The following is a 25,537-nucleotide window of genomic DNA, read 5'->3' as shown; positions in this document are numbered from 1 at the left end:
GCGCACGGGACGACCAGCGCTTCCTGCCTCAGCCCACCAGGATGACCCGAAGGTCGTTGACGTTGGTAAAGGTCGGGCCGGGTGCGACGAGATCGCCGATGGCTTCGAAGAAGCCGGTCGAGTCGTTGTCGGCAAGATAGGTGGCCGGATCGATCCCGGCAGCGCGGGCTCGGGCGAGCGTGGTTTCGTCGATGATGGCGCCGGCCGGATCGGTGGCGAGACCACCGCCACCATCGGTGCCGTCCGTGTCGGCGGCGAGCGCGCTGATACCCGTTTCGCCGTCGAGGGCGAGGGCAAGGGCCAGGCTGAATTCCTGGTTCGGGCCACCGCGACCCTTGCCGGTGATGGTCACCGTCAACTCTCCACCGGAGATCAGGGCGGCTCGGCGGCCGGAGGCCTTCAGCGCGCGCGCCTGCCGGGCCTGGTCGGCTGCGACCTGCCGGGCCTCGCCCTCGACATTGGCGCCGAGCACGACCGGCTCGTAGCCATGCTGCTCGGCAAGGGCGGTCGCCGCCGCGATCATGTCGCCGGGGGTGACGACGATGCGAAACTCGCTGCGGGCGAACACGGCGTCGCCCGGCTTGGGTGTCTCGTTGCCGGCATCCTCGAAGAGGGCGCGGGCGGCGCCGAGAGGCGTGTTGAAGCGTTCGGCAATGGCGAGGGCCTCGGCATTGCTGACGGGATCGGGCACGGTGGGGCCGGATCCGATCACGGCGGGATCGTCGCCCGGCACGTCCGAGACGGCAAGGGTGAGGAGACGAGCCGGGTAGGCGGCCTGGGCCAGGCGCCCACCCTTGATGCGCGACAGGCGTTTGCGCAGGGCGTTGATCTCGCCGATAGCGGCGCCGGAGCGCAGCAGATGGCGGGTGATGGCGCGCTTGTCGTCCAGGGTGAGGGCGCCGGCGGGTGCCACCCAGTTGGCGGAAGCGCCACCCGAGAGCAGGACCAGGACGAGGTCGTCCTCGCCCGCCTCGGCCGCCAAGGCGAGCGCACGCTCGGCGCCGTCGATGCTGCCCTGGTCCGGTACGGGGTGGCCGGCCTCGATCATCGGCAGGGTTTTGAGAGGGCGGCCATAGCCATGACGGGCCACCGCCACGCCGGTGATGCGGTCGGCTGGGATGCCGAGTGCGGTGTAATGGGCCTCGGCGATCTCAGCCATGCTGCCGGCTGCCTTGCCGGCAGCGAGCAGGATCAGACGTCCCGCGGTGGGCGGTGGCGGCAGGTGTTGTGGCAGGAAGGCTGCCGGATGGGACGCGGCGACCGCTCCCGTGAAAATGGCGTCGAGAGTCTGGCGGCGGGCATCGACACGGTCAGGCATTGCGGCTTCGGGCTCCCTCGCGGCAGGACGCGGATGAGAAAACGCGTCGTGCTCCATACTTGTTCTTGCGTCTACCTTCGCGATGTCTTGGCGGCGATGGCTTGCCATGTCCCTTAACCCATGGAGCCGCGGTGAAGCCAGCCCATTGGCGGTAAATTTAAAATCCGCCGGCGGTCAGGATCTCGGGCCGCCTCTTTCTCGAAAGCGGCGCACGCGCATATGGGTGCCGCAGGCCTCTTCCGAGCACCATTGCCGGCGCCCGCCGCGCGAGGTGTCGAGGAACAGCCAGCCGCAATTGATGCCATGGCATTCCCGCACATCCCGGCGTCCGTTGCGGCTGGTGAGCAGGTCGGCTGCGGCGAAGGCGATGCGATGGAGAATCGCGTCGAGATCCTCGCCCTCGCGCCATCCCCATTCGAAAGAGCCGGCGACCAGACGCAATTCGCGCTGATGGTTGGCGCTCCGCAGCACGCCATTGAGGCGAGCGCCATCCTCCTCGCGTGCCGCTTCGCCCATGGTTTCGGCGAGGAAGAGATTTCTCAACGTCGTGCGCAGGGCTCGGACCCGCATCAACGCCGCGTCCGCCTCGGCCGGCTCAGTATCGGCCTGGTGCCGCAGGTGGGCCGAAAGGGCCGAATCGATGAGGTCGACACGTTCGGCCCAGGTGAGGAGGTCGTCATAGGAGACGAGCAGGTCCGGCCCCCATCGATCGCGCCACGCGTCGACCGTGTTGACGAAGTCCAAGGCCGGATGTCCGCCGACGAGGCGGGCGGCGGCAATGGTCTTGTTCTGGCTCATCTTCGCACTTTCCAGCGCCCAGGCTCGAAACTCAAGGGTGCATTGTAACGATTATAATGATATATAACCGTTACAACAAGTCGACGGAGGTTTCACCATGCCCAGCCGCACCACACTGCTGTTCCTGGTTCTTTGTGTGATCTGGGGAACCACCTGGATCGGCATCAAGGCCGGCGTGGAGGCGGTGCCGCCTTTGCTGTTCGCTGGAACCCGCTTCATCGCTGCCGGCGTGCTTCTGCTGGGATTCGCGACTTGGCGTGAAGGATTGCCGCGACTGGCATGGCAGGACCTGCCCCGCCTCGCGACCACCAGCCTGCTGATGATCACGCTGTGTTACGCGGCGCTGTTTTGGGGCGTGGCGCATGTCGATTCGGGCACGGCGGCCGTGCTCGAAATGTCGCTGACCCCGATCGCGCTGATGGCCTTTGCGCTCGGACTGCGGGAAGAAAGCTTCGACAGGCGGCGTTTCGGTGCCCTGGTTCTCGGAGTGGTGGGACTGGCCATCCTGTTCGGGCCGACTGCGCTTCGAAACTGGTCCGTTACGGCGGGCGATGGCGCGGGGTTGCGTCTGGCAGGGGCGGCGGCGGTATCATGGGCGGCCGTGGTCTATGGATGGGGTTCGGTGGTCGCGCGTCCCTTGCTGCGGCTCTACTCCTCGACCTTCGTGGCCGCCAGCACCACTCTCTTCGGCGGCCTGCTGCTGCTGGGCCTGTCGCTCGCCGGCGAACCGGGGGCAATTCCTGCCCTGGCGGGACAATGGGGCGCAGCGGCCTGGGCGGGATGGCTGTTTCTCGTGCTGTTTGGCTCGCTGATCGGCTACACCATCTACATGACGCTTCTCAGGGAGATCGGCGCCACGCGGGCCGGAACCTATGCCTTCGTCTCGCCCATCATCGCCGTGCTGCTCGGCATGGTCTGCTTCGGCGAACAGATTCACCTGCTCGACATGCTCGGCATGGCGGTGATGCTGGCAGGGGCTGGCTTGGCGATGGCCGAGCCCAAGCCAAAATCGCAGCTGAAACCCGCCACGAACTGAAGAGCCAGGGCGGACCTTTAGCTCGGACGTCTCGGATCGGAAAAGGTGTCAAAACAGGAAGTTGGAGCAAAGTGCAATTGGCGTAAATCGCACTTTGCTCCAGTCAAGGGCTTCGTCGGAGTCCCTGAGAAAGGTCAGGTCCGCCGATGGTGGCGATAATGCCGGCGCTGGTGATGGCGATGCCGATAGCCTTCACCGCCATGCTGGCGCAGCCAGCGCGGCCCGCGATGCACGCCCGGCATGCCATACCATTTGCAGCGGGCAGTGCGGGACGGGGCGTTGCAGGTCCGGTCCCTGACGGTCTGCACGAGCGAGGGATTGTCCGGCTGAGACACAGGCATGGCTGAGGAAGGCCCGGCGAGGGCAAAGGTGGCGCCTAGGGCGATGGCGGCGGCAATAAGAAATCTCATGGGCCTCTCCTGTCGAAATGAAACGAAAAACACGCATTTGATCGAAACGCTCGATTGAACGCATGGGCAGGGAGAAAGTTCCGCATGGGATGACGATGTATATCGAGGCAGGCCCGCAAATTGATCCATTGCACCGACCCTTAAAACAGGGCGATGAATACAGCTACCGGGCGATGGACTTGCGGAGTTTTGAATGGTGGGCGCGACAGGGATTGAACCTGTGACCCCTCCCGTGTGAAGGGAGTGCTCTCCCGCTGAGCTACGCGCCCCCGAAGGGAAGGCCTATTTGGATAAAGCCGGCTGCGCTGTCAAGCCGGTAATCGCATCGATCGCAGAAATCAGTTCATCGAAGTGAGAAATGACGCGTGTTGCCCCCAATTGGGTGGCAGGAATGTCGGTATAGCCGAAATCCACGCAGACCGAGGGCAGGCCGGCACGCAGCGCCGTATCGATGTCGGTCTTGCTGTCGCCCACCATGATGGCGTGGGCGGGATCACCGCCGGCGGCTTCGATCGAGAGAGTGAGATGGCGCGGATCGGGCTTGAACCAGGCAAAGGCGTCGCGCCCGCAAATCGCGCTGAAATAGGGGGCCAGCTTCAAGGCTTCGATCAGGCGCACCGAATGTTCGGTGACCTTGTTGGTGCACACGCCGAGCACCCAGCCTCGTGCCTTGAGCGTTTGCAAGGCTTCTTCGACACCGTCGAAGGCCACCGTCTCATCGGCCAGATGCTCGCCGTAATAGTCGAGGAAGTCGCCATAGAGCACATCCATGCGGGCGGGTTCGATGGTCTGGCCGCATTCGGCAAAACCGCGTTCCAGCAGGGCACGGGCACCGGCGCCCAAGAGGCTATGCGCTTTTTCGACCGGCAGGGCGGGCAGCCCTTCGCGGGCCAGGATGAAGTTCAGCGTTCCCATCAGATCGCGGGCACTGTCCACCAATGTTCCGTCGAGATCGAAGATCGCTGTCCGCGGCTGCATCATGCTGTTCTTTCCGGCTTGGTCTGGAAAATGCCATGTCTGGGTGGCAAGCGGAGATTCGAAAATTCACGATTCGAGATAGGACCCTATCGTCGATACGAATGTAACCGGCTTCGATCACGCCTGACTAGGGCGTGTGACACGACGCCCCAGGCATTCGGGACGATGTGCTCCGCCGAGGAAACGATGAGCCAGTCATCATGAAGAGTTCGCTAGGCCTTGCTGCCCTTCTTCTCACCGCCGGTCCCGCGCTTGCCGCCGACTATGTCTTCGTCGCGGCGCCGCAAAAGGACCTCAACCGGATCTACCGGGTCGACCGGCTGACCGGCGAGGTGGGAGCCTGCCAATATGGCGTCAAGGAGGACAACACCGGCGTCACCCTTTGTTTTCCGGCCGGTGAAGGGGCCGGCAAGCAGGAGCCCGGCGACTACACGCTGATCGCCTCCAGCCATGAGCGCGAGAGTTCGGTGTTCCGGGTGGAACAGCGCACCGGTACGATGAGCGTGTGCTATGTCTGGAAGGATCAGGTCATCTGCACGCCGCCGGGTAAATAGGCAAAGGCTGCAATCGGCGCATGGCCGGCTCACTTGGTAGAAGGGGTGGGGCCGATTTTCCTTGTGTCTAGCCCCTTGCTTCTCAAACTTAACTGATGCAATCGGCAGCAAAGCCGTTATAACCCCCACCCGATAACCCGAACAGCACAAGGTTGCCATGAACCCTGACGACATGAAGCGCGAAGCAGCCCGAGCCGCGCTCGCCCATGTCGAAAGTGGCATGCGGCTGGGCCTGGGCCATGGCTCGACGGCCAAGCATTTCGTCGACCTGCTGGGCGAGAAGGTACGCGACGGGCTTGATGTCATTTGTGTGCCGGCATCCGAATTCACCCACGATCAGGCCAAGAGCCTCGGCATTCCCCTGACCACGCTCGACGAGACGCCCGAACTCGATCTGGCCGTCGATGGGGCTGACGAGATCGGTCCGGCTCTCGGGCTGATCAAGGGCGGTGGCGGCGCGTTGCTGCGCGAGAAGATCGTCGCCGCGGCGGCGGCTTCGATGCTGGTGATCGCCGACGAATCCAAGGTCGTCCCGATGCTCGGGCGCTTTCCGCTGCCGGTCGAGGTCATTCCCTTCGGTTTCGGCGCAACCCGGGCGACAGTCGAGCATATTGCCGCAAAACTTGGACTTTCCGGTGAATTGCGCCTGCGTCAGCAGTCCGATGGCCTTGTTTTCGTCACGGATGGCGGGCACCACATTCTTGATTGCCACTTTCAACAGATCCCCGATCCCGTTGCCTTGGCGGCGGGCCTGTCCACCATTCCCGGTGTCGTCGAACACGGACTGTTTCTCGGATATGCCAAGGGCGCTTACGTCGCCGGCTCTTCGGGAGTCCGCTTCATCGGGCCAGCCTGATTTGTGATGGGAGTTCCATGATGCTTCGTCAACGCCATGTTTGTGGGCAGGTCCGCGTCTTGGCCGCCGCCATGGTCGCCGGACTGCTTGCAAGCGCTGCTGTGCTGCCGGCTTCGGCGCAAAATGCCACGCCGGCGCCTACGGCCGAGGTGCCCACGGGCAATACCGCCCAGCCCACGCCCGAGCAATTGGCGACGGCCGTGCAGTTTCTGAAGGCTTCCGGCCTCACCGTCGGTTTCGACGACATCATTCCGCAATATCTGCAGCAGGCGACCGCCATCTATGCCGGCCAGCGTCCCGAGCTCAGCCAGATCATCAACGAGGCCGCGATCTCGCTGGTACCCGAATTCATGAAGAGGCGGGGCGAGCTCGATAACAGCCTCGCCAAGTTCTACACCACGCGTTTCAGCGAGGACGAGCTCAAGCAGCTGATCACTTTCTATGAGAGCCCGGTCGGCAAGAAGCTCGCTACCCAGCAGCAGGTCATCCTGCGCGACTCGATGCCGGTGGTGCAGGGCTGGACGCGCGATCTGCAGGACGGGGTGATGAAGCGGGTGCGCGAAGAGGTGGAGAAGAAGGGCGGCAAGCTCGGCCCGTCGCCGACCGACGCGCCCGGTGATGCGCCGGCCGCAGCCGATAAGCCCGCTGCACCGGCCCAATAAATCCGAATATCAGCATTGTCGGGAAGCGGGATTGATCACATCAGTCCCGCTTCTTACGTTCAGGCCTCCTTCGAACGCTCCGTAGGCCTTTACCAGCCGGCTGGGCACGAAGGGGGCGATTTGCCGGAATCGGCAAGAATCGCAAAGACGCTGTGGCCAATCCGCTGGTTTGGCTGGAAACGACGAGTTCGAGCAGGCGGTGTTCGGCGTGAACGCGCTTTGCTCCGGAAATCAGGCGGGTACCATGTCGCAATTCGACTTTGATCTGTTCGTGATCGGCGCCGGATCCGGCGGCGTGCGTGCGGCCCGTATCGCGGCCTCCCACGGTGCCAGGGTCGCTGTCGCCGAAGAGTTCAGGGTCGGCGGCACTTGCGTGATCCGCGGCTGCGTACCCAAGAAGCTCTATGTGCTGGCGAGCCGCTTCGCCGACGAGTTCCGCGAGGCGGCCGGCTTTGGCTGGACGGTACCCCAGGCCGAATTTTCCTGGCCCAAGCTCGTCGCCGCCAAGGAAGCCGAGATCACCCGGCTGGAGCGCGCTTATTCGGCCAATCTGGAAAAATCCTCGGTCGCGACCTTCCCGAGCCGCGCCAAGATCACCGGGCCGCATACCATCCAGCTCGATGGCGGACGCAGCTTCACCGCCGGCCGGATCCTGATCGCGACTGGCGGAGCACCGGTCAAGCCGAACGTGCCGGGCGCGGATCTTGCCATCACCTCCAACGAAGTCTTCGACCTGCCGGCCCTGCCTGAGACGATGATCATCGTCGGTGGCGGCTACATCGCGGTCGAGTTCGCCTGCCTGCTGCAGCGTCTCGGCGTGAAGGTGACCCTGGTCTATCGCGGCGAGGCGATCCTGCGTGGCTTTGACGACGACGTCCGCCGGGTACTGACGGAGGCGATGGGCGCAGCCGGCATCGAGGTCCTGATCCGCACCGATCTCAAACGTATCGAGGCGGACAAGGCTGGCGGGCGGCGGGTTGTTCTCACCAACGGCCAGACGCGTCATGTCGGCGAGATCATGGTGGCGACCGGGCGCAGGCCCAATACCGCGGGGCTCGGTCTCGAAACGGTGGGGGTCGAGGTCAATACCGCCGGCGCCATCGCGGTCGACGACCAGTCGCGCACCACAGCGCCGGGAATCTGGGCGGTGGGTGACGTCACCAACCGCATCAATCTTACCCCCGTCGCCATTCGCGAAGGCCATGCCTTTGCCGATAGCGTCTTCGGCCATAAGCCCTGGCTCGCCGACCATCGCCTTGTGCCGACGGCCGTGTTCTCGACCCCGGAAATCGGTACTGTCGGGTTGAGCGAGGATGAGGCGCGTGCCAAATGCGGAGGCGGTGTCACCATCTTCCAGACCTCGTTCCGCTCCATGAAGGCCACCCTGTCGGGCAGCGGCGATCGCGTCTTCATGAAACTGGTGGTCGACAAGGTGACCGACAAAATTCTCGGCGTGCATATCGTGGGCGAGGGGGCTGCCGAAATGGCCCAACTGCTGGCGATCAGTGTCAAGATGGGCGCGACAAAGGCTGATTTCGATGCCACCATGCCGCTGCATCCGAGCGCGGCCGAGGAATTGGTGACGCTGCGCACCCCCGTCCGCTAAGCTGGTCTTTACCAGAGCAAAGCGCATTTTGACGAAAACGCACTTTTGCTCTGGCTCTTTGTTTCGACGCGTCTTTGCGATTCGTGGCAACTCCGTTAAATCGCGTAAATCGCGAGAACGCTTTGCCCGGTTGCAGGTTGCCGGCCCTGCTCTGTGGCGGGACCTGACCCAAGGCCAGTCGCATACGGGCGGTAGGGCAGGCGGTTCGGGGAGGGCATGATGCGGGCTCCTTTGGCAATGTTCGGCGTGGTGACGGCCAGCATGATTCTGCTGGCGAACACGGCTTCGGCACTCAATCTCACCCCGCCCCATGGGCGGCATGTTTCTCCCTTGCGCGTTGTGCCCGCCCAACCCCAGTCGGAAGAGGCCATCACCGATTGCGATCGCCTGGCCACCAGTCCCGAAGACAGCCAGAAACTGGTGGATGGCGTCGCCATGGAGACGCTCGACGGCACATTGGCCCTGGCACGTTGCCAGGAGGCCGTCAGACGCTATCCTGCTGTTGGGCGCTTTCAGTTCCAGCTCGGCCGGGCCCAGGAAAAGCTCGGCAATGACCAGGCTGCTCTCGATGCCTATCGCAAGGCGGCCGATCTCGGCAGCCTGATCGCCGCCTTCTCGGCGGGCGTGCGCGAGCGCGATGGCGTCGGCACTCCGAGCAATGACGCCGAGGCAAACCGCCTGTTCAAGCTGTGCGCCGACAAGGGCGATGCCGATTGCCTCAACTCCCTGGCCTATCAATATCAGGTCGGGCGCGGCGTGAAGGTGGATCCGGTTGAAGCCCTGGCACTCTACAAGAAAGCGGCGGAGGCGGGGCTGGCCACCGCCAATGTCAATCTGGGCTTTCTCTATCGGGACGGCGAGGGCGTCACGCAGGATTTCACCGAGGCGGCCCGGCAGTTCCAGGCGGCCGCCGACAAGGGCGACCCGGCTGGCGCACGCAATCTCGCTTTGGCTTATCAGAGCGGGCAGGGCGTGCCGAAGGACGGCGCCAAGGCGGTGGCGCTGTTCCAGGCAGCCGCCGACCAGGGTGACGACGATGCCCTGGTGAAAATCGCCTATGCCTATCTTAGCGGCGACGGGGTACCCAAGGATGACGCCAAGTCGGTGACCTATTACCGGCTCGCCGCCGATCGCGGCAATACAGACGGCATGGCGGGCCTTGCCTTTGCCTATGCCAATGGCACGGGCATTCCGGCCGACGGCAAGGCGGCGGCGTTGTGGCTGATGCGGGCGCTCGCTGCCGGCAACGAATACAGCTTCAACCAGCTCACCGATCATTGGGGCGCCTGGAATCTGGATACCCGCATGGAGGTACAGTCGATCCTGGTCGATCGCGGCCTCTACAGCGGCACGACCAGGGGCACGCTCAATCGGGAGACCTTGAAAGCACTCAAGATCCTGGCGGGGCGGGAGAGTTGAGGGTAGGGCTTCCCGAGAAAAGCCGATCTCGACGCGGCTTGGTATCGGACACGCCCTGCGATTTGTCGGAAACTGCCGAAATTTGCTCGAAGATTTCGTAAATGGAACTGAAAACCGCGGCTTTACGCTGGTTTTCTATTTGCCGGGCGCGTATAGAACCGGCCTTCGCCGGAAAACGCCGGCCTCGTGAAAGTATCGTAGTCGTGCGGGGCGGCTATAGCCGGTTCGCCCTGAGAACAGGAAGTATACTCATGTCCGAGCGTTGGACACCGCAGAGCTGGCGTTCCAGGCCGATTCAGCAGTCGCCTGCCTATCCCGACGAAAAGGCTCTCAACGACGTCGAGGCCACGCTCGCCACCTTCCCGCCGCTCGTCTTTGCCGGCGAGGCCCGCAAGCTCAAGCGCCAGCTCGCCAAGGTTGCGGCCGGCGAGGCCTTCCTGCTCCAGGGGGGCGACTGTGCCGAAAGCTTCGCCGAGCACGGCGCCGACAACATCCGCGACTTCTTCCGCGTCTTCCTGCAGATGGCGGTGGTGCTCACCTTTGCCGGCTCCTCGCCAGTGGTGAAGGTCGGCCGCATCGCCGGCCAGTTCGCCAAGCCGCGCTCGGCGCCCACCGAAAAGGTCGGCGAGATCGAGCTGCCCGTTTATCGCGGCGACATCGTCAACGGCACCGAATTCACGGCCGAGGCCCGCATTCCAGATCCGCGCCGCCAGCTCGAAGCCTATCGCCAGTCGGCGGCGACGCTGAACCTGCTGCGTGCCTTCGCCACCGGCGGCTATGCCAATCTCGCCCATGTGCATCAATGGATGCTCGGCTTCGTCAAGGACTCGCCGCAGAGTTCGAAATATCAGGCGCTGGCCGAGCGCATCACCGAGACGCTCGACTTCATGCGCGCCTGCGGCATCGATCCGGAGCTTCATCCGGAGATGCGCATCACCGATTTCTATACCAGCCACGAGGCCTTGCTGCTCGGCTATGAGCAGGCGATGACGCGCATCGATTCCACCTCGGGTGATCCCTACGCGACTTCGGGCCACTTCGTCTGGATCGGCGATCGCACGCGCCAGCTCGACCACGCGCACATCGAGTTCTTCCGTGGAGTCAAGAATCCGATCGGCCTGAAATGCGGCCCTTCGCTCAAGCCCGACGAACTGATCAAGCTGATCGACATCCTCAACCCCGAAAACGAGCCGGGCCGCCTGACCCTGATCGCGCGCTTCGGTCACGACAAGGTCGAGCAGCATCTGCCGGAGCTCATCCGCGCCGTGAAGCGCGAGGGCCGTTCGGTGGTGTGGTCCTGCGACCCCATGCATGGCAACACGGTGAAGGCGATGAACGGCTACAAGACCCGGCCGTTCGACCAGATCACCGGCGAGATCAAGAGCTTCTTTGCCGTGCACCAGGCCGAGGGCACCTATGCCGGCGGCCTGCATCTTGAGATGACCGGCAAGAACGTCACCGAATGCACCGGCGGCGCCCGCGCCGTGAGCGAGGCCGATCTCGCCGACCGCTACCACACCCATTGCGATCCGCGCCTCAATGCCGAACAGGCCATCGAGGTTGCCTTCATGGTGGCGGATCTCGTCAAGAAGGAACGCTCAGGCCAGGTGAAGCCGAGCATCATCGCGGCCGAGTAAGGCGAGGACGCCGGGCCTCTTCCCAGGCAGACATGTTTGCCTGGGATCCCAGAAAAGCGGCATCTTCAACGAGCGGTGATTCCGCGGATTTTCCTTCGACGCTGCATGTCGATGCGATCGATGCATCACAGGCGTGGGCCATGGTTGCCGTTCCCGAAGGCAACCATGGATCGCCATGCTCTCCCGACGCCATTTCCTGCTCAAGGCAGGTCTCGCAACGCCGTTCCTCTTCGGCGGCTACGCTTTTGGCGTCGAGCCTCAACGCCTGGTGGTTACCCGCTATCGGGTCGTGCCGGAGGGCTGGCCTGCCGGATCGATGCTCAGGATCGCCGTGCTGGCGGATATCCATGCCATCAATCCGTGGATGAGTTCCTCTCATATCGAGCGCATTGCGCGGGCGACCAACGCACTCGATCCGGACATCGTGCTGCTGGCCGGTGACTACGAGGCCAGCATGCCGCTCTTTGGCATCGGCTCCTATGTCTCTATGGAGGACTGCGCCAAGGCGCTCTCGCTGCTTCGAGCGCCTTTGGGTGTGCATGCCGTGCTCGGCAATCATGATCTGGGGCGGAGGGGCAGGGGCGGCGACAACGTTCGGCGCGCTTTCGCCGCTTTCGACATTCCCGTGCTGGAGAATGAGGCGGTCAGGTTGGAAAAGGGTGGCGTGGGCTTCTGGCTGCTCGGCCTGGGCGACCAATGGGGCGGAATCCATCTCAGGAGGCTTGACGATCTGCCGGGCACCCTGGCCCAAATGAGCGATGGCTCGCCGGCGATCCTCCTGGCCCATGAGCCGGACATCTTTGCCGAACTGCCGATGCTCGACCGCGGACGCCGTGTTGCCCTCACCATCTGCGGGCACACCCATGGCGGGCAGGTTCGCATCCCCTTCTATGGCTCGCGAGGCGTGCCGTCACGCTATGGCAGGCGCTTTGTCTACGGCCATATCGTCGAGGACGATCGTCATCTCGTCGTCTCCGGTGGCTTGGGCATGACCGGCCTGCCGGTACGCTTCGGCGTGCCGCCGGAGATCGTGATTATCACGCTGGGGGCAGGAGGTTCACCAGCAGCATAGCACTACGGTCGGAATCTTGATTTCCAGGCGATCTTCCTACGTCATTGCGAGCGAAGCGAAGCAATCCAGGGGTCGAGAAACATGGCAATCGCGGCTTCTGGATTGCTTCGCTACGCTCGCAACGACAGCCGAGTAACGAGTTTATGACTGTAGTCATAGGCCCGTACTTCGCTCGTCACACCCACGACGAATGCGCCTTCTTTCCATCGCTTCTGCATATCGCTGCTGCTGCAGCGCCACAAAGAGGCGTCAGTATGTGGCCGCTCGTTGAAATACCCCACGGTTCCGCATGCTCACCAGACGTAATTTCCTCCTCAAGGCCGGCCTCGCTACGCCTCTTTTGTTCGGCGGCTATGCCTTCGGCGTCGAGCCGCGGCGACTATTGGCGACGCAGTACCAGCCCGCGCCGCGCCAATGGAGGGGCGGCCCGACGCTGCGCATTGCCGTGCTCGCCGACATCCACGCCATCAATCCCTGGATGACGCCCGCCCATATCGAGCAGATCGCGTTGACGACCAACGCCCTGAAGCCCGACATCGTGCTGCTGGCAGGCGACTATGAGGCCGGCATGGGGCGCTTCGGTGTCGGTTCCTTCGTGCCGATGTCGGAGTGCGCCAGGGCGCTTTCCGTCCTTCGCGCGCCGCTCGGCGTGCATGCCGTGCTCGGCAATCACGATATCGGCTGGCATGACGGCGACAATGTCCGCCGTGCCTTCAAGGCCCATGGCATCCAGGTGATGGAGAATGCGGCGTTGCGCCTCACCAAGGATGGGCGGCCGTTCTGGCTGCTCGGCCTGGGTGACGGCAATTACGGCCTGGATGATCTGCCGGGCACTCTCGCCAAAATCGGCGACGACGCACCGGCGATCCTGCTGGCGCATGAACCGGATATCTTCGTCGATGTGCCCGATCGTATCGCGCTGACGGTCTGCGGCCATACCCATGGCGGACAGGTGGTCCTGCCCGGTGTCGGGGTGCTTCATGTTCCCTCGCGCTTCGGCAAGCGATTTGCCTATGGTCATGTCATCGAGGAGGATCGCCACCTCATCGTCTCGGGGGGGCTCGGCATGACCGGCCTGCCGGTACGCTTCGGCGTGCCGCCCGAGATCGTGCTGATCACGCTAAAGCGTTTTGAGATTTGACGTTATCGGCAAGAATCGCAAAGACGCGTCGAAACAAAGAGCTAGAGCAAACAGGCGTTCGTGCGCGAACGCGCTTTGTTCTAGGGGCAGGGGCGGCGCCGGCAGTCTAATCTGTTTGCGCTCCCCGCAAAGTTGTGAAACACAACGAACTCGTCAGACAATTGGCACGGGTTCGGATTTGCAATGACTTACGACACCATCATCGTCGGCGGCGGCTCGTCGGGCTGCGTCACCGCCATGCGGCTCGTGCGCGATCTCGGCCAGCGCGTCTTGATGTTGGAAGCCGGCCCCGCGAGCATGAACCCGATCATGCATATGCCCGCCGGCTATATGAAATATCTTGCCAAGGACACCTATCTCACCATGCACAGGATGGAGCGCCAGCCCCAGCTCGATGGGCGCGCCACCATCGTGCCGCAGGGGCGGGTGCTCGGCGGCGGTTCCTCTGTCAACGCCATGGTCTATATGCGCGGCCAGCCTGGTGATTACGACAATTGGGCGGAGAACTATGGGGCGGAGGGCTGGCGCTATGCCGATATCCTCCCGCATTTCATCGCGATGGAGGGCAACGCCGACCTCGCCACGCCGGTGCACGGCACCACCGGTCCGCTCAAGGTCACCAGGCCGCTCTATACCTGCGAGATGACGAAGGCGTTCCTCGAAGCGCTGCCGTCATTGGGCGAACCGCTCAATCCCGACTTCAATTCCGGGCGCCAGCGCGGGGTGGGCCTCATGCAGGGCACCATGGATCCGGTGCGCAAGCGCCGCTGCTCGGCAGTGGACGCCTTTCTGCCGCTGGTGCGCGACGATGAACGCCTCACCATCGCCACGGAGGCGATCGTGACGCGCCTCGTTATCGAGGGTAACCGCTGCACCGGCGTGGACTATGTCGAGGAGGGGCAAACCCGCAGGGCGTCCGCCGCCACGGTAATTCTCGCCGCCGGGACCTACGTCACCCCCCAGCTCCTGATGCTGTCGGGCATCGGCCCGGCCGATCAGCTCCTGCGCCATGGCATCAAGCCGAAGGCGGACCTGCCGGGCGTGGGCGAGAATCTGCAGGATCACTGCGAGGTGCCGGTGATCGCCGCCTCCAACGGCCGCTATGGCTATTTCGGTCAGGACAAGGGCTGGAACATGATCCGCAATGGCCTGGACTATCTCTTGCGCAAGCAGGGGCCGGTGACGACCACGGGGGTGGAGGCCTGCGTCTTCACCAATCCTGACGATGCCGAGGCTGACGCCTCCCTGAAGATCTATTGTGTGCCGACCGTCTATCTCGACCGCGACGTCACCGATGTCGCCGCCTGTGACGGCGTCACCTTCACCACCTGCCTGCTCAGGCCGAAATCGCGGGGAACGGTGAAGCTGCGCTCGGCGGATCCGCTCGAGCCACCGGTCGTCGACGGGGGCTTCCTGAAACATTCGGAGGATATCCGCCTGATGATAGCGGGTCTGCGTTTTGCCCGCTCCTTCCTCACGGCCTCGCCGATCAAGGAGAAGATCTCCCACGAAATGCTGCCCGGAGCCGATAAGGTCTCCGATGCCGATCTGCACGCCCATTGCAAGCGCATGGTCAAGACCAATTATCATCCGGTTGGTACAGCGCGCATGGGCCGGGACGATGACCCGATGGCGGTCCTCGATTCCCAGTTGCGCGTGCGCGGCATCGAAGGCCTCCGCGTGTTCGATTGCTCGGTCATGCCAGAGATTGTCAGCGGCAATACCAATGCCCCGGTGATGGCCATCGCCCATCGCGCGGTGGAGTGGCTGAAGGCAGGCTGAGGCACTCTGCGAGAAGCGCCTATCGCCCATGTCACATAACTGAAATATTCCTGCACTACGGGCTTCATCATAGTCTGGGCTTATGCGTCCGGACGACGATCCAGCACCATGGACCAGCCCCCTCGCGCAAGGAGTATTCGCATGATCACGCCAGCGGATAGCAGAGCCAACCTCGAACGTATCCAGCAGGAGATCGCCGACGGCTATGACGAGGAACTGGAACTGGAGCTGGAGGAGGCGCGCCTGGATCGTATCCTGACAGGCGTGCCCGACGCAGAGGGCGGCGATACGCTCGATCGCAGGCTTTATTTCCGCGAGCTTTTTCGCATGCAGCACGAACTGGTGCGGCTGCAGGACTGGATTCAGCACCACAAATTGCGTGTGGTGGTGATCTTCGAAGGGCGCGATTCAGCCGGCAAGGGCGGCGTGATCAAGCGCATCACCCAACGCCTCAATCCACGCATCTGCCGTGTCGCGGCCTTGCCAGCGCCAAACGAGCGCGAGCGTACGCAATGGTATTTCCAGCGTTATGCCGCCCATTTGCCCGCCGGCGGCGAAATGGTGCTGTTCGACCGCAGCTGGTACAACCGGGCCGGCGTCGAGCATGTCATGGGCTTTTGCACCGATGCCGAATATGAGGAATTCTTCCGCTCGGTGCCCGAATTCGAGCGCATGTTGGTGCGCTCGGGCATCCTCGTGCTGAAATACTGGTTCTCGATCACCGACGAGGAGCAGGAGTTCCGCTTCAATATGCGCATCCAGGATCCGCTCAAGCAGTGGAAGCTGAGCCCGATGGATGTCGAATCCCGCCGGCGTTGGGAAGACTATACCCGGGCCAAGGAAGTGATGTTGGAGCGCACCCATATTCCGGAGGCACCTTGGTGGGTGGTCGAGGCTGTTGACAAGAAGCGCGCTCGCCTGAACTGCATCAGTCATCTGCTGACCCAGATTCCCTATGGCGAGGTGGAGCGTCCGCCTGTGAATCTGCCGGAGCGCGAGCGGCATGAGGACTATGTGCGCCATCCCGTGCCGTTGGAAATGTATGTGCCGAAAGCCTTCTGAAGCGTCTTGCCCTGAATTCCGGCGATAATTGCAGGACATCGCCTGCCATCATGGCGCCTCGCTTCGCAGCCAGCCGAAGCGGGGCGCCATCCGCTTTTGGCATGATCTCATCATTTGAAGCGCGGCCGGTTTTGGCTTAGGCCTGTGAACCCGAACAGGTGCAAGGAGCCGTCCGATGTCGCTCGTCGATCATGTCAAATCCACCCTGGCTGATATTGCCAAGGATGGCTTGTGGAAGAGCGAGCGCGAGATCGCCGGCCCGCAGCGCGCCCGCATCGAGGTGGCTAATGAAGCCGGGCGTCGGCCGATGCTCAATCTATGCGCCAACAATTATCTGGGTCTGGCCGACAACCCCGAGATCATCGCCTCCGCCAAGCAGGCAATGGACGGCCATGGCTTCGGCATGGCCTCGGTGCGCTTCATCTGCGGCACGCAGACCCTGCATCGCGAGCTGGAGCGCACCATCGCCCGCTATCTCAACAAGGATGATGCAATTCTCTTCGCCGCCTGCTTCGATGCCAATGGCGGGGTCTTCGAGCCGCTGCTCGGCGCCGAAGACGCCATCGTCTCCGACAGCCTGAACCATGCCTCGATCATCGATGGCGTGCGCCTGTGCAAAGCCAAGCGCTATCGCTTCGCCAATGGCGACATGAACGATCTCGAGGTGCAGCTGCAGGCGGCTCGGGCGGACAATGCCCGCCACATCGTTATCGCCACCGACGGCGTCTTCTCGATGGACGGCTATCTGGCCGACCTGAAGACCCTGACCGATCTTGCCGGGCGCTACGGGGCGAATGTGATGGTGGATGATTGCCATGCCACCGGCTTCATCGGTCCCGAGGGCCGCGGCACGCCCGCCCGAGCCGGAGTGGAGGACAAGGTCGACATCCTCACAGGCACGCTGGGCAAGGCGCTTGGTGGGGCCATGGGTGGCTATGTCGCCGCGAGCCAGCCGATCATCGATCTTTTGCGCCAGCGGGCACGGCCCTATCTGTTCTCCAATTCGCTGGCCCCGCCGGTCGCGGCCGGTTCGATGAAGGCGATCGAACTGGCGCAAGCAGGCGATGATCTGCGCGAAAGGCTGTTCGCCAACACCAGGCGTTTTCGCGCCGGGCTGGAGAAGGCCGGCTTCGAGCTCTTGCAGGGCGAGACGCCGATCATCCCGGTGATGCTGCATGATGCCCGCCGCGCCCAGGACATGGCCCGGGCGCTCGACGAGCGCGGCGTCTATGTCGCCGGTTTCTTCTTCCCGGTAGTGCCAAAGGGCAGGGCACGCATCCGCACCCAGATGTCGGCCGGGCTGACGGAGGCCGATATCGATTTTGCCATCGACGCCTTCACCGATGCCGGCAAGGCTTTGGGCGTGATCTGATGATACAACAACAGATTGTGGCCACCTGGAATATTGAGGTCATCGATGAAGTTCATCTCCAGTCGGGCCTTGGAGCGCAATCTTGCGAGGGCCAAACGAGCCGCGCGGCGTGAGCCTTTGATTGTCACTCATCGCGGTCGGCCTGCCTTTGTACTGACCGGCTACGATCGCCATCGCGGCCGAAATCCGATCCGTCCCACCATGTTCGACCTGTTGCATGACGAGTCGACCCCTGATTTCGATCTCTCACGCATTCGCGACGGCAGTCCTGATCAGAATATCGTGGACCTGCTTCGACAAGATGAGCCTGGAGCCGATTTCGATTTTAACCCGCCGCGTTTTCCGTTCTCAACTCCTGGCAAGCCTGAAGGCCTCCCAAGAAAGCCCTGACAGATGAAAGCCCTCGTCAAATCCAAACCCGAACCTGGCCTGTGGTTCTCGGACAATGAGCCGACGCCTGAACTCGGACCCAACGATGTCCTGGTGAAGGTGAAGAAGACCGGCATCTGCGGTACCGACATCCATATCTACAAATGGGATGCCTGGGCGCAGAAGACGGTGCCGGTGCCGATGATCGTCGGCCATGAATATGCCGGCGAGATCGTCGAGATCGGTTCGGCCGTGCACAGCCTCAAGGTCGGCGAGCGGGTGTCGGGCGAAGGCCATGTCATCGGCATGAAGAGCAGGGCGACGCGGGCAGGGCGCTTTCATCTCGATCCCGACACGCGGGGCATCGGCGTCAACATGCCCGGCGCCTTCGCCGAATATGTGAAGGTGCCAGCCTTCAACATCGTGCCGCTGCCCGAGGAAGTCGACGACGAACTCGGGGCTATTCTCGATCCGCTCGGCAATGCCGTGCATACCGCGCTTTCCTTCGATCTCGTCGGCGAGGACGTGCTGATCACCGGCGCCGGGCCGATCGGCATCATGGCGGGGGCCGTGGCCCGCCATGCCGGCGCGCGCCATGTGGTGATCACCGACATCAACCCCATCCGCCTCGACCTTGCCGCCAAGGTGGCCGACATCGTGCCGGTTAATGTCGCCAAGGAAGATCTGCGCGACGTGATGACCCGCCTGAGAATGAAGGAAGGCTTCGATGTCGGCCTGGAGATGAGTGGCGCGCCGGCAGCCTTCCAGCAGATGCTGGATGTCATGCTGATGGGCTCCAAGATCGCCATGCTGGGCATCCCCGCCACGCCCTTCGCCGTCGACTGGAACAAGATCGTCTTCAAGATGCTGACCATTAAGGGCATCTATGGCCGCGAAATGTTCGAGACCTGGCACAAGATGCTGGCCATGTTGCAGAGCGGGCTCAATATCCGTCCCGTGATCACCCATCGCCTGGCCGTCGCCGATTATCTCGAGGGCTTCGAGACGATGGCGCGCGGCGAATGCGGGAAGATCGTGCTCGACTGGGGAGCGTGATAGGCACCGAGCCGGCCGCTTGAGTGCCAGCGCTAACGATCCATGAGGTCCGTCCATCATGGATCATTGACACGTCCGGGCGCTAATTTATCATTCATCGTACCATTGTGGTGGAGGGGTTGCCGCTGCAATGACGAAAAATTGAGGTACGTAACTCATTAAATCGGGAGGCACTATGGGATTGTTTCAAAAACTGTGGCTGGCGAGCGCCTTGGCCGCCGGTATCCTCGCGACGCCGGCTTTCGCGCAGGATAAGGGGACTGTCGGCATCGCCATGCCGGACAAGACGGTCGAACGCTGGATCGACGACGGCAAGAATGTCGTCACCCAGCTCCAGGCCAAGGGATATGGCGCCGATCTGCAATATGCCAATGGCGATATTCCGGGGCAGCTCGCCCAGATCGAGAACATGCTGACCAAGGGCGACAAGGTGCTGGTGATCGCGGCGATCGACGGCACCACGCTGGCCGATGCTCTCAAGGCCGCCGCCGCCAAGGGCGTGAAGGTCATCGCCTATGACCGCCTGATCCGCAATTCGGAGAATGTCGACTATTACGCCACCTTCGACAATTTCCAGGTCGGCGTATTGCAAGCCCAGTCGCTGGAGACCGCTCTCGGCCTCAAGGACGGCAAGGGCCCCTTCAACATCGAGCTGTTCGGCGGTTCGCCGGACGACAACAATGCCTTCTTCTTCTATAATGGCGCGCTGTCAGTGCTGCAGCCTTACATCGACAGTGGCAAGCTGGCGGTGCAGTCCAAGCAGATGGGCATGGACAAGGTCGGCACGCTGAACTGGGACGGTTCGCTTGCCCAGTCGCGCATGGATAATCTCCTCTCGGCCTTCTACACCGACAAGAAGGTCGATGCGGTGCTCTCGCCCAACGACACCCTGGCCCACGGCATCGTCGCTTCGCTGAAGGCGGCCGGCTACGGCTCGGGTGACAAGCCGATCCCCTTCATCTCAGGCCAGGACGCCGAAGTCGCTTCCGTCAAGGCGATCATCGCCGGCGACCAATATTCCACCATCTTCAAGGACACCCGCGAATTGGCCAAGGTGTCGGTCGGCATGGTCGATGCCGTACTCTCCGGCGGCAAGCCCGAGATCAACGACACCAAGAGCTACGACAACGGCAAGAAGGTGGTGCCGACCTATCTGCTCAAGCCCGTGCTGGTCACCAAGGACAATTGGAAGCAGGTGCTGGTGGACAGCGGTTATTACAAGGAAGATCAGTTGAAATAACGGTTCTGCGTCCTGGGCGGTAACCTGAGACCGCAACGCCGCCCGTTCGCATGACGGATTGACATGCGATGACCAGAGGCGCCACTGCCCTTCTTGTGGGGCGGTGGCGCAACATCTGTTTGCTAATTGTAATACCAATTGACAAGCATCGGAAAGCTTTTATGAATTCTGAGCTTGGCTGGGAAGAAACACCCTCAGGCGGCATGGTTCTGCGCGCATTCGGCCATGCTCCGAGGGTGAGAAGAGATGCCATTGGGATCGCTTCGATTCTCGACGTCGGCTGAGGGGCTATTTCTAGACCCGGTCCGTCCTGGATCGGGAAAACGTCAACTTGGGAGAGAGACGTGAAACTGTTCAAATCCTTGCTTTTGGCTGCCGCCTTCGGCGCGATGACCGTCGCATCGCCGGCCCTTGCCCAGGATAAGGGGCCTGTCGGCATCGCCATGCCGACCAAGACTTCCGAGCGCTGGATCGACGATGGCAACAATGTCGTCAAGCAGCTCCAGGCCAAGGGCTACGCCACCGATCTGCAATATGCCGACGACGACATCCCCAATCAGCTTGCCCAGATCGAGAACATGCTGACCAAGGGCGACAAGGTGTTGGTGATCGCTTCGATCGACGGCACCACGCTCGCCGACGTGCTCAAGGAAGCGGCAGCCAAGGGCGTGAAGGTCATCGCCTATGACCGCCTGATCCGCAATTCGGAGAATGTCGACTATTACGCCACCTTCGACAATTTCCAGGTCGGCGTGCTGCAGGCCCAGTCGCTGGAGAGCGGCCTCGGCCTGAAGGACGGTAAGGGCCCGTTCAACGTCGAGCTGTTCGGCGGTTCGCCGGACGACAACAACGCCTTCTTCTTCTACAATGGCGCCATCTCGGTGCTGCAGCCCTACATCGACAGCGGCAAGCTGGTGGTGCAGTCCAAGCAGACGGGCATGGACAAGGTCGGCACGCTGCGTTGGGATGGTTCGCTCGCCCAGTCGCGCATGGACAATCTTCTCTCCGCCTTCTACACCGACAAGAAGGTCGATGCGGTGCTGTCTCCCTATGATGGCCTGTCGCGCGGCATCATCGCCTCGCTGAAGGCGGCCGGCTACGGCTCGGGCGACAAGCCCATGCCCTTCATCTCGGGCCAGGACGCGGAAGTCGCCTCCGTCAAGGCGATCATCGCCGGCGACCAGTACTCGACGATCTACAAGGACACCCGCCAGCTCGCCAAGGTGACGGTCGACATGGTCGATGCTGTGGCCTCCGGTTCCAAGCCCGAGACCAACGACACCAAGAGCTATGACAACGGCAAGAAGGTCGTGCCGACCTATCTGCTCAAGCCCGTGCTGGTCACCAAGGACAATTGGAAGCAGGTCCTGGTCGATGGCGGTTACTACAAGGAAGACCAGCTGAAATAAGTGGTCGCTCCCGAACCATGTTAGGGTATCGGGCGGCAGGAGCATCATTCGGTCATCCTGGATCGAATGATGCCCGGGCTCCCACGAACAGAAGCATTTTCCGATCTCGAAGGGTCGGAAAATGCTTTTGCACGACAGCGCCAACCGCCCTTTTCACAGGTCATCCACTATGACAGCTATCTTGGAAATGCGGGGCATCACCAAGACCTTTCCGGGGGTCAAGGCGCTCAGCAACGTCAACCTCACGGTCAACGAGGGCGAGATTCATGGCGTGGTCGGCGAAAATGGCGCCGGCAAATCGACCCTGATGAAGGTACTGAGCGGGGTCTACCCCTATGGCTCCTATGAAGGGGAGATCCATTATCGCGGCCAGGAGTGCCGTTTCAAGGATATCCGCCATTCCGAAGAGCTCGGCATCATCATCATCCACCAGGAACTGGCGCTGGTGCCGCTGCTCTCCATCGCCGAGAATATCTTCCTGGGCAATGAGCAGGGCACGGGCGGCCTGATCGACTGGCCTCTGACCTATGGCAAGACCCGCAAGGTGCTGGACAAGGTTGGGCTGAGGGAATCGCCCGACACGCTCATCACCAATATCGGCGTCGGCAAGCAGCAACTCGTCGAGATTGCCAAGGCGTTGTCGAAGAACGTCAAGCTCCTGATCCTCGACGAGCCGACGGCCAGTCTCAACGAAAGCGACAGCGATGCGCTGCTCGACCTGCTTTTGGAGTTCAAGAGGCAGGGCATTTCCTCCATCCTGATCTCACACAAGCTCAACGAGATTTCCAAGGTCTGCGACGAGATCACCATCATTCGCGACGGCGCTTCGATCGAAACCCTGGACTGCCGCGGCCAGGCGATCAGCGAGGACCGCATCATCAAGGGCATGGTCGGGCGCGAGATGGCGGACCGCTATCCCAGCCGGCAACCCAAGATCGGCGAGCCGGTCCTCGAGATCAAGGATTGGGTGGTGCACCACCACGAGCATTCCGATCGACAGGTGGTCAAGGGCGTAAATCTCACCGTCCGCAAGGGCGAGGTCGTCGGCATCTCAGGTCTGATGGGGGCAGGGCGGACGGAACTGGCCATGAGCATCTTCGGCCATTCCTACGGCCAGCGCATCAGCGGCCAGGCCCTGATGCATGGCAAGCCGGTCGATCTCTCCACCATCCAGAAGGCGCTTGCCAATGGCCTGGCCTATGTCACGGAGGATCGCAAGCAGCTCGGCCTTGTCCTTGAAGAAGACATCATCAAGAACATCACGTTGAGCAATCTGGAGGGCGTGTCGAAGAATTCCGTCATCGACGACATCAAGGAATTGCGGGTTGCCAACGACTACAGGCGCAAGCTGAACATCCGTTCCCCGAACGTTTTCCAGAAGACGGTGAACCTGTCGGGCGGCAACCAGCAGAAGGTGGTGCTCTCCAAATGGCTGTTCTCCAATCCCCAATTGCTGATGCTCGACGAGCCGACGCGCGGCATCGATGTCGGTGCGAAATACGAAATCTACAGTATCATCAACGAGATGGTGAATGACGGCAAAGCCGTGCTGATGATTTCTTCCGAGATGCCGGAACTGCTCGGCATGTGCGATCGCATCTATGTGATGAATGCCGGTCGCTTCGTAGGCGAATTCCCCGGGGCAGAGGCCACCCAAGAGAAGATCATGCGCGCCATCATGCGGGCGGAAGGGCATTGACGATGACGACAAACACTGTGGAAGCTCAAGGCTCTTCGCCCAAGAAATCGATCCTCGAATATATCAGCGGCAACATCCGCGACTATGGCCTGCTGATCTCGCTCGTCGTCATCGTCGGCTTCTTCCAATACATGACGGAAGGGCGGATGCTGGCGCCGTCCAACATCAACAACATCCCCAACCAGAACGGCTACGTCATCGTCATGGCGCTCGGCATGCTGCTGGTGATCGTGTCGGGCCATATCGACCTGTCCGTCGGTTCGGTCTGCGCCTTCACGGGCGCGGTGGCGGCGACACTGATGGTGAAGATGGGCTGGCACTATGTGCCGGCGGCAATCGCCACCTTGGTGGTCGGCGCGCTGATCGGGGGCATCCAGGGCTATTTCATCGCCTATCTGCGCATTCCCTCCTTCATCGTCACGCTGGCGGGCATGCTGGTGTTTCGCGGGCTGACCTATCGCCTGCTCGGCAACACCAATGTCGGTCCGTTGCCGGCGGAGTTCAATCAGCTCAGTGCCGGCTGGATCCCTGACCCCTTCGCCGCCCCCGGCTTCTATACCACCACCTTCGTCCTCGGCCTCGTCGCCGCGGCGCTGTTCGTGCTGATGAACATCAAGGGGCGCCTGACGCGGCTCAAGCATGGGGTGGAGGAGGAGCCGATGGCAATCTTCCTCGGCCGCAACACATTGATGGCGGTTGCCGCCATCTATGTCGGCTACCTCCTTGCGATGTATCGCGGCTTGCCGATGGTGCTGATCATCCTCCTGGTGCTGACGCTGCTCTACGTCTTCGTCACCGGCCGCACGGTGATCGGCCGGCGCATCTATGCTCTCGGCGGCAACGAGAAGGCGGCCAAGCTCTCCGGCATCAACACCGACCGCCTCATCATGCTGACTTTCGTCAATATGGGGGCGCTGGCGGCGCTGGCCGGGCTCATCGTCACCTCGCGCTTCGGCGGCATGGCGACCCCCAAGGCGGGCGACGGCTATGAGCTCGACGTCATCGCGGCTTGCTTCATCGGCGGCGCTTCGGCCTCGGGCGGCGTCGGCAAGATCACCGGCGCGGTGATCGGCGCCCTGCTGATGGGCGTGATGAATGTCGGCATGTCGATCCTCGGCCTCGGCATCGACGACCAGAAATGGATCAAGGGCCTAGTGCTGCTCTTCGCCGTCTGCCTTGACGTCTACTACAAGAAGAAGCGCTGAGAAGCCTGGCGAAAGCACCGGCAAATTGGGCTCTCTTTCCGGCGGTCGCAAATCCTTGCGGCCGCCGTTTTTCGTTCAGTCTCCCCAGAGAGCAAAAGGAGTTTCATCGATCTTCCCAACGGGTTGGGCCCACTGAGGCCTGCGAGGCAGCATTCAAGGCCTGGATGGCAGCCTGCAGGCGTGCCAGGAAATCCCCGAACCGGTCTTTGTCCTCGAAGAAGCGCTGCGCCAGTTTCGTGGTTCCACCGTTGTGGTGGATATGCAGCAGGGGGTATCTGCCGGTCTGCAGGCTGAGATTGACAATGTCGGCGAGGGGAATGGTGGTCGTTGCCCGGCTCAGGATCGAGGCGGGGATGATGACGGCGTTCGGTGCGAGGGTCACATTGCGATCCGGCATGAGCGAGGCTCGCACGCTTGCCAGCCCGAAAGCGACAAGGCCCAGGCTGAGCAGGGCGATCAGCCAATAGAAGCCGGTGGCGCCTGTGGAATCGAGCTCGATGAGGCCGTTGATGACCAGGCCGACGTGGTTGTTCAGCGCCTCATGCCCCATGAACAGCGCGCACAGCAGAAAGAACCCGGTGGCCAGCGCGGCCAGCAGCGATTTGGGCCGGTACGGATATGTCGTCGTTTCGTTCATGCGAATGCCATCGAATGTCTGTGTGGGGCGGCGGGTTGACGTTTTCCGCCTCGTCCGGTGCCCCGTTGTATCGTCTATGGCGCCTGGGCACGACAGGCCGATGTTTCGTGGAGAACACAGCTTCAATTGCCGCTGCGCTTCGATCCGCGGAGCCATTTACCTCCGCGCCCGGGCGATTTCCATTTGCCGCTTGGCGAGAGAACCCGGCTGGCCTTAAAA

The 25,537-nt window shown here is 62.4% G+C and carries 23 protein-coding genes and 1 tRNA gene; 18 read left to right on the top strand and 6 right to left on the bottom strand.

The features are described 5' to 3' along the window. Positions 1–28 precede the first annotated feature (28 nt). Positions 29–1,318, bottom strand: a complete 1,290-nt coding sequence (locus tag ACN6KF_RS12760; protein ID WP_434957185.1) for a glycerate kinase type-2 family protein — start codon at positions 1,316–1,318, stop codon at positions 29–31. A gap of 174 nt (positions 1,319–1,492) precedes the next feature. Beyond that, entirely contained in the window at positions 1,493–2,116 is a 624-nt protein-coding gene (locus ACN6KF_RS12755) for a CGNR zinc finger domain-containing protein (protein ID WP_434957184.1), read from the bottom strand. 97 nt (positions 2,117–2,213) lie between these two features. Between ACN6KF_RS12755 and ACN6KF_RS12750 the strand changes: the two genes are divergently transcribed. Further along, positions 2,214–3,152: a DMT family transporter gene (locus ACN6KF_RS12750; RefSeq protein ID WP_434957183.1), complete on the top strand. Its 939-nt coding sequence runs from the start codon at positions 2,214–2,216 to the stop codon at positions 3,150–3,152. 134 nt (positions 3,153–3,286) lie between these two features. Here ACN6KF_RS12750 and ACN6KF_RS12745 read toward each other — a convergent pair whose 3' ends face one another. The 3 genes from ACN6KF_RS12745 to ACN6KF_RS12735 all read right to left on the bottom strand — a co-directional run bounded on the left by ACN6KF_RS12745 (position 3,287) and on the right by ACN6KF_RS12735 (position 4,543). Continuing rightward, positions 3,287–3,562 carry a hypothetical protein gene (locus tag ACN6KF_RS12745; protein ID WP_434957182.1) on the bottom strand — a complete coding sequence of 92 codons (276 nt, stop codon included), beginning with the start codon at positions 3,560–3,562 and terminating at the stop codon, positions 3,287–3,289. Between the two features lie 194 nt (positions 3,563–3,756). Further along, positions 3,757–3,831: transfer RNA gene (locus ACN6KF_RS12740), tRNA-Val, on the bottom strand. Positions 3,832–3,844: 13 nt separating this feature from the next. After that, positions 3,845–4,543, bottom strand: coding sequence for an HAD family hydrolase (locus tag ACN6KF_RS12735; RefSeq protein WP_434957181.1), 699 nt, complete (start codon positions 4,541–4,543; stop codon positions 3,845–3,847). 197 nt (positions 4,544–4,740) lie between these two features. Between ACN6KF_RS12735 and ACN6KF_RS12730 the strand changes: the two genes are divergently transcribed. The 17 genes from ACN6KF_RS12730 to mmsB all read left to right on the top strand — a co-directional run bounded on the left by ACN6KF_RS12730 (position 4,741) and on the right by mmsB (position 24,681). Then, positions 4,741–5,094: a hypothetical protein gene (locus ACN6KF_RS12730; RefSeq protein WP_434957180.1), complete on the top strand. Its 354-nt coding sequence runs from the start codon at positions 4,741–4,743 to the stop codon at positions 5,092–5,094. Between the two features lie 157 nt (positions 5,095–5,251). Further along, positions 5,252–5,950: a ribose-5-phosphate isomerase RpiA gene (gene rpiA, locus ACN6KF_RS12725; protein WP_434957179.1), complete on the top strand. Its 699-nt coding sequence runs from the start codon at positions 5,252–5,254 to the stop codon at positions 5,948–5,950. A gap of 17 nt (positions 5,951–5,967) precedes the next feature. Beyond that, positions 5,968–6,612, top strand: coding sequence for a DUF2059 domain-containing protein (locus tag ACN6KF_RS12720; RefSeq protein WP_434957178.1), 645 nt, complete (start codon positions 5,968–5,970; stop codon positions 6,610–6,612). A gap of 244 nt (positions 6,613–6,856) precedes the next feature. Next, positions 6,857–8,218, top strand: coding sequence for a glutathione-disulfide reductase (gene gor / locus ACN6KF_RS12715; RefSeq protein WP_434957177.1), 1,362 nt, complete (start codon positions 6,857–6,859; stop codon positions 8,216–8,218). A gap of 216 nt (positions 8,219–8,434) precedes the next feature. Then, positions 8,435–9,637, top strand: coding sequence for a tetratricopeptide repeat protein (locus ACN6KF_RS12710; RefSeq protein ID WP_434957176.1), 1,203 nt, complete (start codon positions 8,435–8,437; stop codon positions 9,635–9,637). A 251-nt stretch (positions 9,638–9,888) separates the two neighbouring features. Continuing rightward, the gene (locus tag ACN6KF_RS12705) at positions 9,889–11,274 is read left to right on the top strand and encodes a class II 3-deoxy-7-phosphoheptulonate synthase (protein ID WP_434957175.1); all 1,386 of its coding nucleotides are present in this window, start codon (positions 9,889–9,891) and stop codon (positions 11,272–11,274) included. A gap of 175 nt (positions 11,275–11,449) precedes the next feature. Further along, complete coding sequence (locus ACN6KF_RS12700) at positions 11,450–12,346, top strand: metallophosphoesterase (protein ID WP_434957174.1); 897 nt, start codon at positions 11,450–11,452, stop codon at positions 12,344–12,346. Between the two features lie 289 nt (positions 12,347–12,635). Continuing rightward, positions 12,636–13,487, top strand: coding sequence for a metallophosphoesterase (locus tag ACN6KF_RS12695; RefSeq protein WP_434957173.1), 852 nt, complete (start codon positions 12,636–12,638; stop codon positions 13,485–13,487). Positions 13,488–13,670: 183 nt separating this feature from the next. Then, the gene (locus ACN6KF_RS12690) at positions 13,671–15,269 is read left to right on the top strand and encodes a GMC family oxidoreductase (RefSeq protein ID WP_434957172.1); all 1,599 of its coding nucleotides are present in this window, start codon (positions 13,671–13,673) and stop codon (positions 15,267–15,269) included. Positions 15,270–15,410: 141 nt separating this feature from the next. Then, on the top strand, positions 15,411–16,331 hold the full coding sequence (ppk2, locus tag ACN6KF_RS12685; protein ID WP_434957171.1) for a polyphosphate kinase 2: 921 nt from the start codon (positions 15,411–15,413) through the stop codon (positions 16,329–16,331). 175 nt (positions 16,332–16,506) lie between these two features. After that, positions 16,507–17,703, top strand: a complete 1,197-nt coding sequence (locus ACN6KF_RS12680; protein ID WP_434957170.1) for a glycine C-acetyltransferase — start codon at positions 16,507–16,509, stop codon at positions 17,701–17,703. 45 nt (positions 17,704–17,748) lie between these two features. Continuing rightward, positions 17,749–18,093, top strand: coding sequence for a type II toxin-antitoxin system prevent-host-death family antitoxin (locus tag ACN6KF_RS12675; RefSeq protein WP_434957169.1), 345 nt, complete (start codon positions 17,749–17,751; stop codon positions 18,091–18,093). Between the two features lie 3 nt (positions 18,094–18,096). Beyond that, positions 18,097–19,128 (top strand): L-threonine 3-dehydrogenase, encoded by a 1,032-nt coding sequence (gene tdh, locus ACN6KF_RS12670; protein ID WP_434957168.1) that lies wholly within the window; start codon positions 18,097–18,099, stop codon positions 19,126–19,128. A 175-nt stretch (positions 19,129–19,303) separates the two neighbouring features. Beyond that, complete coding sequence (chvE, locus tag ACN6KF_RS12665) at positions 19,304–20,368, top strand: multiple monosaccharide ABC transporter substrate-binding protein (protein WP_434957167.1); 1,065 nt, start codon at positions 19,304–19,306, stop codon at positions 20,366–20,368. Between the two features lie 389 nt (positions 20,369–20,757). Beyond that, on the top strand, positions 20,758–21,777 hold the full coding sequence (chvE, locus tag ACN6KF_RS12660; RefSeq protein WP_210250091.1) for a multiple monosaccharide ABC transporter substrate-binding protein: 1,020 nt from the start codon (positions 20,758–20,760) through the stop codon (positions 21,775–21,777). 121 nt (positions 21,778–21,898) lie between these two features. After that, complete coding sequence (gene mmsA, locus ACN6KF_RS12655; RefSeq protein ID WP_434957166.1) at positions 21,899–23,476, top strand: multiple monosaccharide ABC transporter ATP-binding protein; 1,578 nt, start codon at positions 21,899–21,901, stop codon at positions 23,474–23,476. Between the two features lie 2 nt (positions 23,477–23,478). Then, positions 23,479–24,681, top strand: a complete 1,203-nt coding sequence (gene mmsB, locus ACN6KF_RS12650; RefSeq protein ID WP_434957165.1) for a multiple monosaccharide ABC transporter permease — start codon at positions 23,479–23,481, stop codon at positions 24,679–24,681. A 103-nt stretch (positions 24,682–24,784) separates the two neighbouring features. Here the strand turns inward: mmsB and ACN6KF_RS12645 are convergent, their stop codons facing one another. Next, positions 24,785–25,474 carry a hypothetical protein gene (locus ACN6KF_RS12645; protein ID WP_434957164.1) on the bottom strand — a complete coding sequence of 230 codons (690 nt, stop codon included), beginning with the start codon at positions 25,472–25,474 and terminating at the stop codon, positions 24,785–24,787. Positions 25,475–25,537: the final 63 nt, after the last annotated feature.

Origin of the sequence: Labrys methylaminiphilus subsp. lupini (genome assembly GCF_051161885.1) — a bacterium.
Taxonomy (GTDB): domain Bacteria; phylum Pseudomonadota; class Alphaproteobacteria; order Rhizobiales; family Labraceae; genus Labrys.
The sequence above is the reverse complement of the archived record's forward strand: the minus strand, read 5'-3'. Positions and strand labels throughout refer to the sequence as shown.

What these genes read in the sequence shown, in the direction of transcription:
- ACN6KF_RS12705 (WP_434957175.1), top strand. Translation starts at nt 9,889, where the DNA reads ATGTCCGAGCGTTGGACACCGCAGAGCTGGCGTTCCAGGCCGATTCAG.
- rpiA (WP_434957179.1), top strand. Translation starts at nt 5,252, where the DNA reads ATGAACCCTGACGACATGAAGCGCGAAGCAGCCCGAGCCGCGCTCGCC.
- ACN6KF_RS12700 (WP_434957174.1), top strand. Translation starts at nt 11,450, where the DNA reads ATGCTCTCCCGACGCCATTTCCTGCTCAAGGCAGGTCTCGCAACGCCG.
- ACN6KF_RS12675 (WP_434957169.1), top strand. Translation starts at nt 17,749, where the DNA reads ATGAAGTTCATCTCCAGTCGGGCCTTGGAGCGCAATCTTGCGAGGGCC.
- gor (WP_434957177.1), top strand. Translation starts at nt 6,857, where the DNA reads ATGTCGCAATTCGACTTTGATCTGTTCGTGATCGGCGCCGGATCCGGC.
- ACN6KF_RS12695 (WP_434957173.1), top strand. Translation starts at nt 12,636, where the DNA reads ATGCTCACCAGACGTAATTTCCTCCTCAAGGCCGGCCTCGCTACGCCT.
- mmsA (WP_434957166.1), top strand. Translation starts at nt 21,899, where the DNA reads ATGCTTTTGCACGACAGCGCCAACCGCCCTTTTCACAGGTCATCCACT.
- tdh (WP_434957168.1), top strand. Translation starts at nt 18,097, where the DNA reads ATGAAAGCCCTCGTCAAATCCAAACCCGAACCTGGCCTGTGGTTCTCG.
- ACN6KF_RS12735 (WP_434957181.1), bottom strand. Translation starts at nt 4,543, where the DNA reads ATGATGCAGCCGCGGACAGCGATCTTCGATCTCGACGGAACATTGGTG.
- ACN6KF_RS12645 (WP_434957164.1), bottom strand. Translation starts at nt 25,474, where the DNA reads ATGGCTCCGCGGATCGAAGCGCAGCGGCAATTGAAGCTGTGTTCTCCA.
- ppk2 (WP_434957171.1), top strand. Translation starts at nt 15,411, where the DNA reads ATGATCACGCCAGCGGATAGCAGAGCCAACCTCGAACGTATCCAGCAG.
- ACN6KF_RS12720 (WP_434957178.1), top strand. Translation starts at nt 5,968, where the DNA reads ATGATGCTTCGTCAACGCCATGTTTGTGGGCAGGTCCGCGTCTTGGCC.
- ACN6KF_RS12690 (WP_434957172.1), top strand. Translation starts at nt 13,671, where the DNA reads ATGACTTACGACACCATCATCGTCGGCGGCGGCTCGTCGGGCTGCGTC.
- chvE (WP_434957167.1), top strand. Translation starts at nt 19,304, where the DNA reads ATGGGATTGTTTCAAAAACTGTGGCTGGCGAGCGCCTTGGCCGCCGGT.
- ACN6KF_RS12755 (WP_434957184.1), bottom strand. Translation starts at nt 2,116, where the DNA reads ATGAGCCAGAACAAGACCATTGCCGCCGCCCGCCTCGTCGGCGGACAT.
- ACN6KF_RS12760 (WP_434957185.1), bottom strand. Translation starts at nt 1,318, where the DNA reads ATGCCTGACCGTGTCGATGCCCGCCGCCAGACTCTCGACGCCATTTTC.
- ACN6KF_RS12710 (WP_434957176.1), top strand. Translation starts at nt 8,435, where the DNA reads ATGATGCGGGCTCCTTTGGCAATGTTCGGCGTGGTGACGGCCAGCATG.
- ACN6KF_RS12680 (WP_434957170.1), top strand. Translation starts at nt 16,507, where the DNA reads ATGTCGCTCGTCGATCATGTCAAATCCACCCTGGCTGATATTGCCAAG.
- ACN6KF_RS12730 (WP_434957180.1), top strand. Translation starts at nt 4,741, where the DNA reads ATGAAGAGTTCGCTAGGCCTTGCTGCCCTTCTTCTCACCGCCGGTCCC.
- mmsB (WP_434957165.1), top strand. Translation starts at nt 23,479, where the DNA reads ATGACGACAAACACTGTGGAAGCTCAAGGCTCTTCGCCCAAGAAATCG.
- chvE (WP_210250091.1), top strand. Translation starts at nt 20,758, where the DNA reads ATGACCGTCGCATCGCCGGCCCTTGCCCAGGATAAGGGGCCTGTCGGC.
- ACN6KF_RS12745 (WP_434957182.1), bottom strand. Translation starts at nt 3,562, where the DNA reads ATGAGATTTCTTATTGCCGCCGCCATCGCCCTAGGCGCCACCTTTGCC.
- ACN6KF_RS12750 (WP_434957183.1), top strand. Translation starts at nt 2,214, where the DNA reads ATGCCCAGCCGCACCACACTGCTGTTCCTGGTTCTTTGTGTGATCTGG.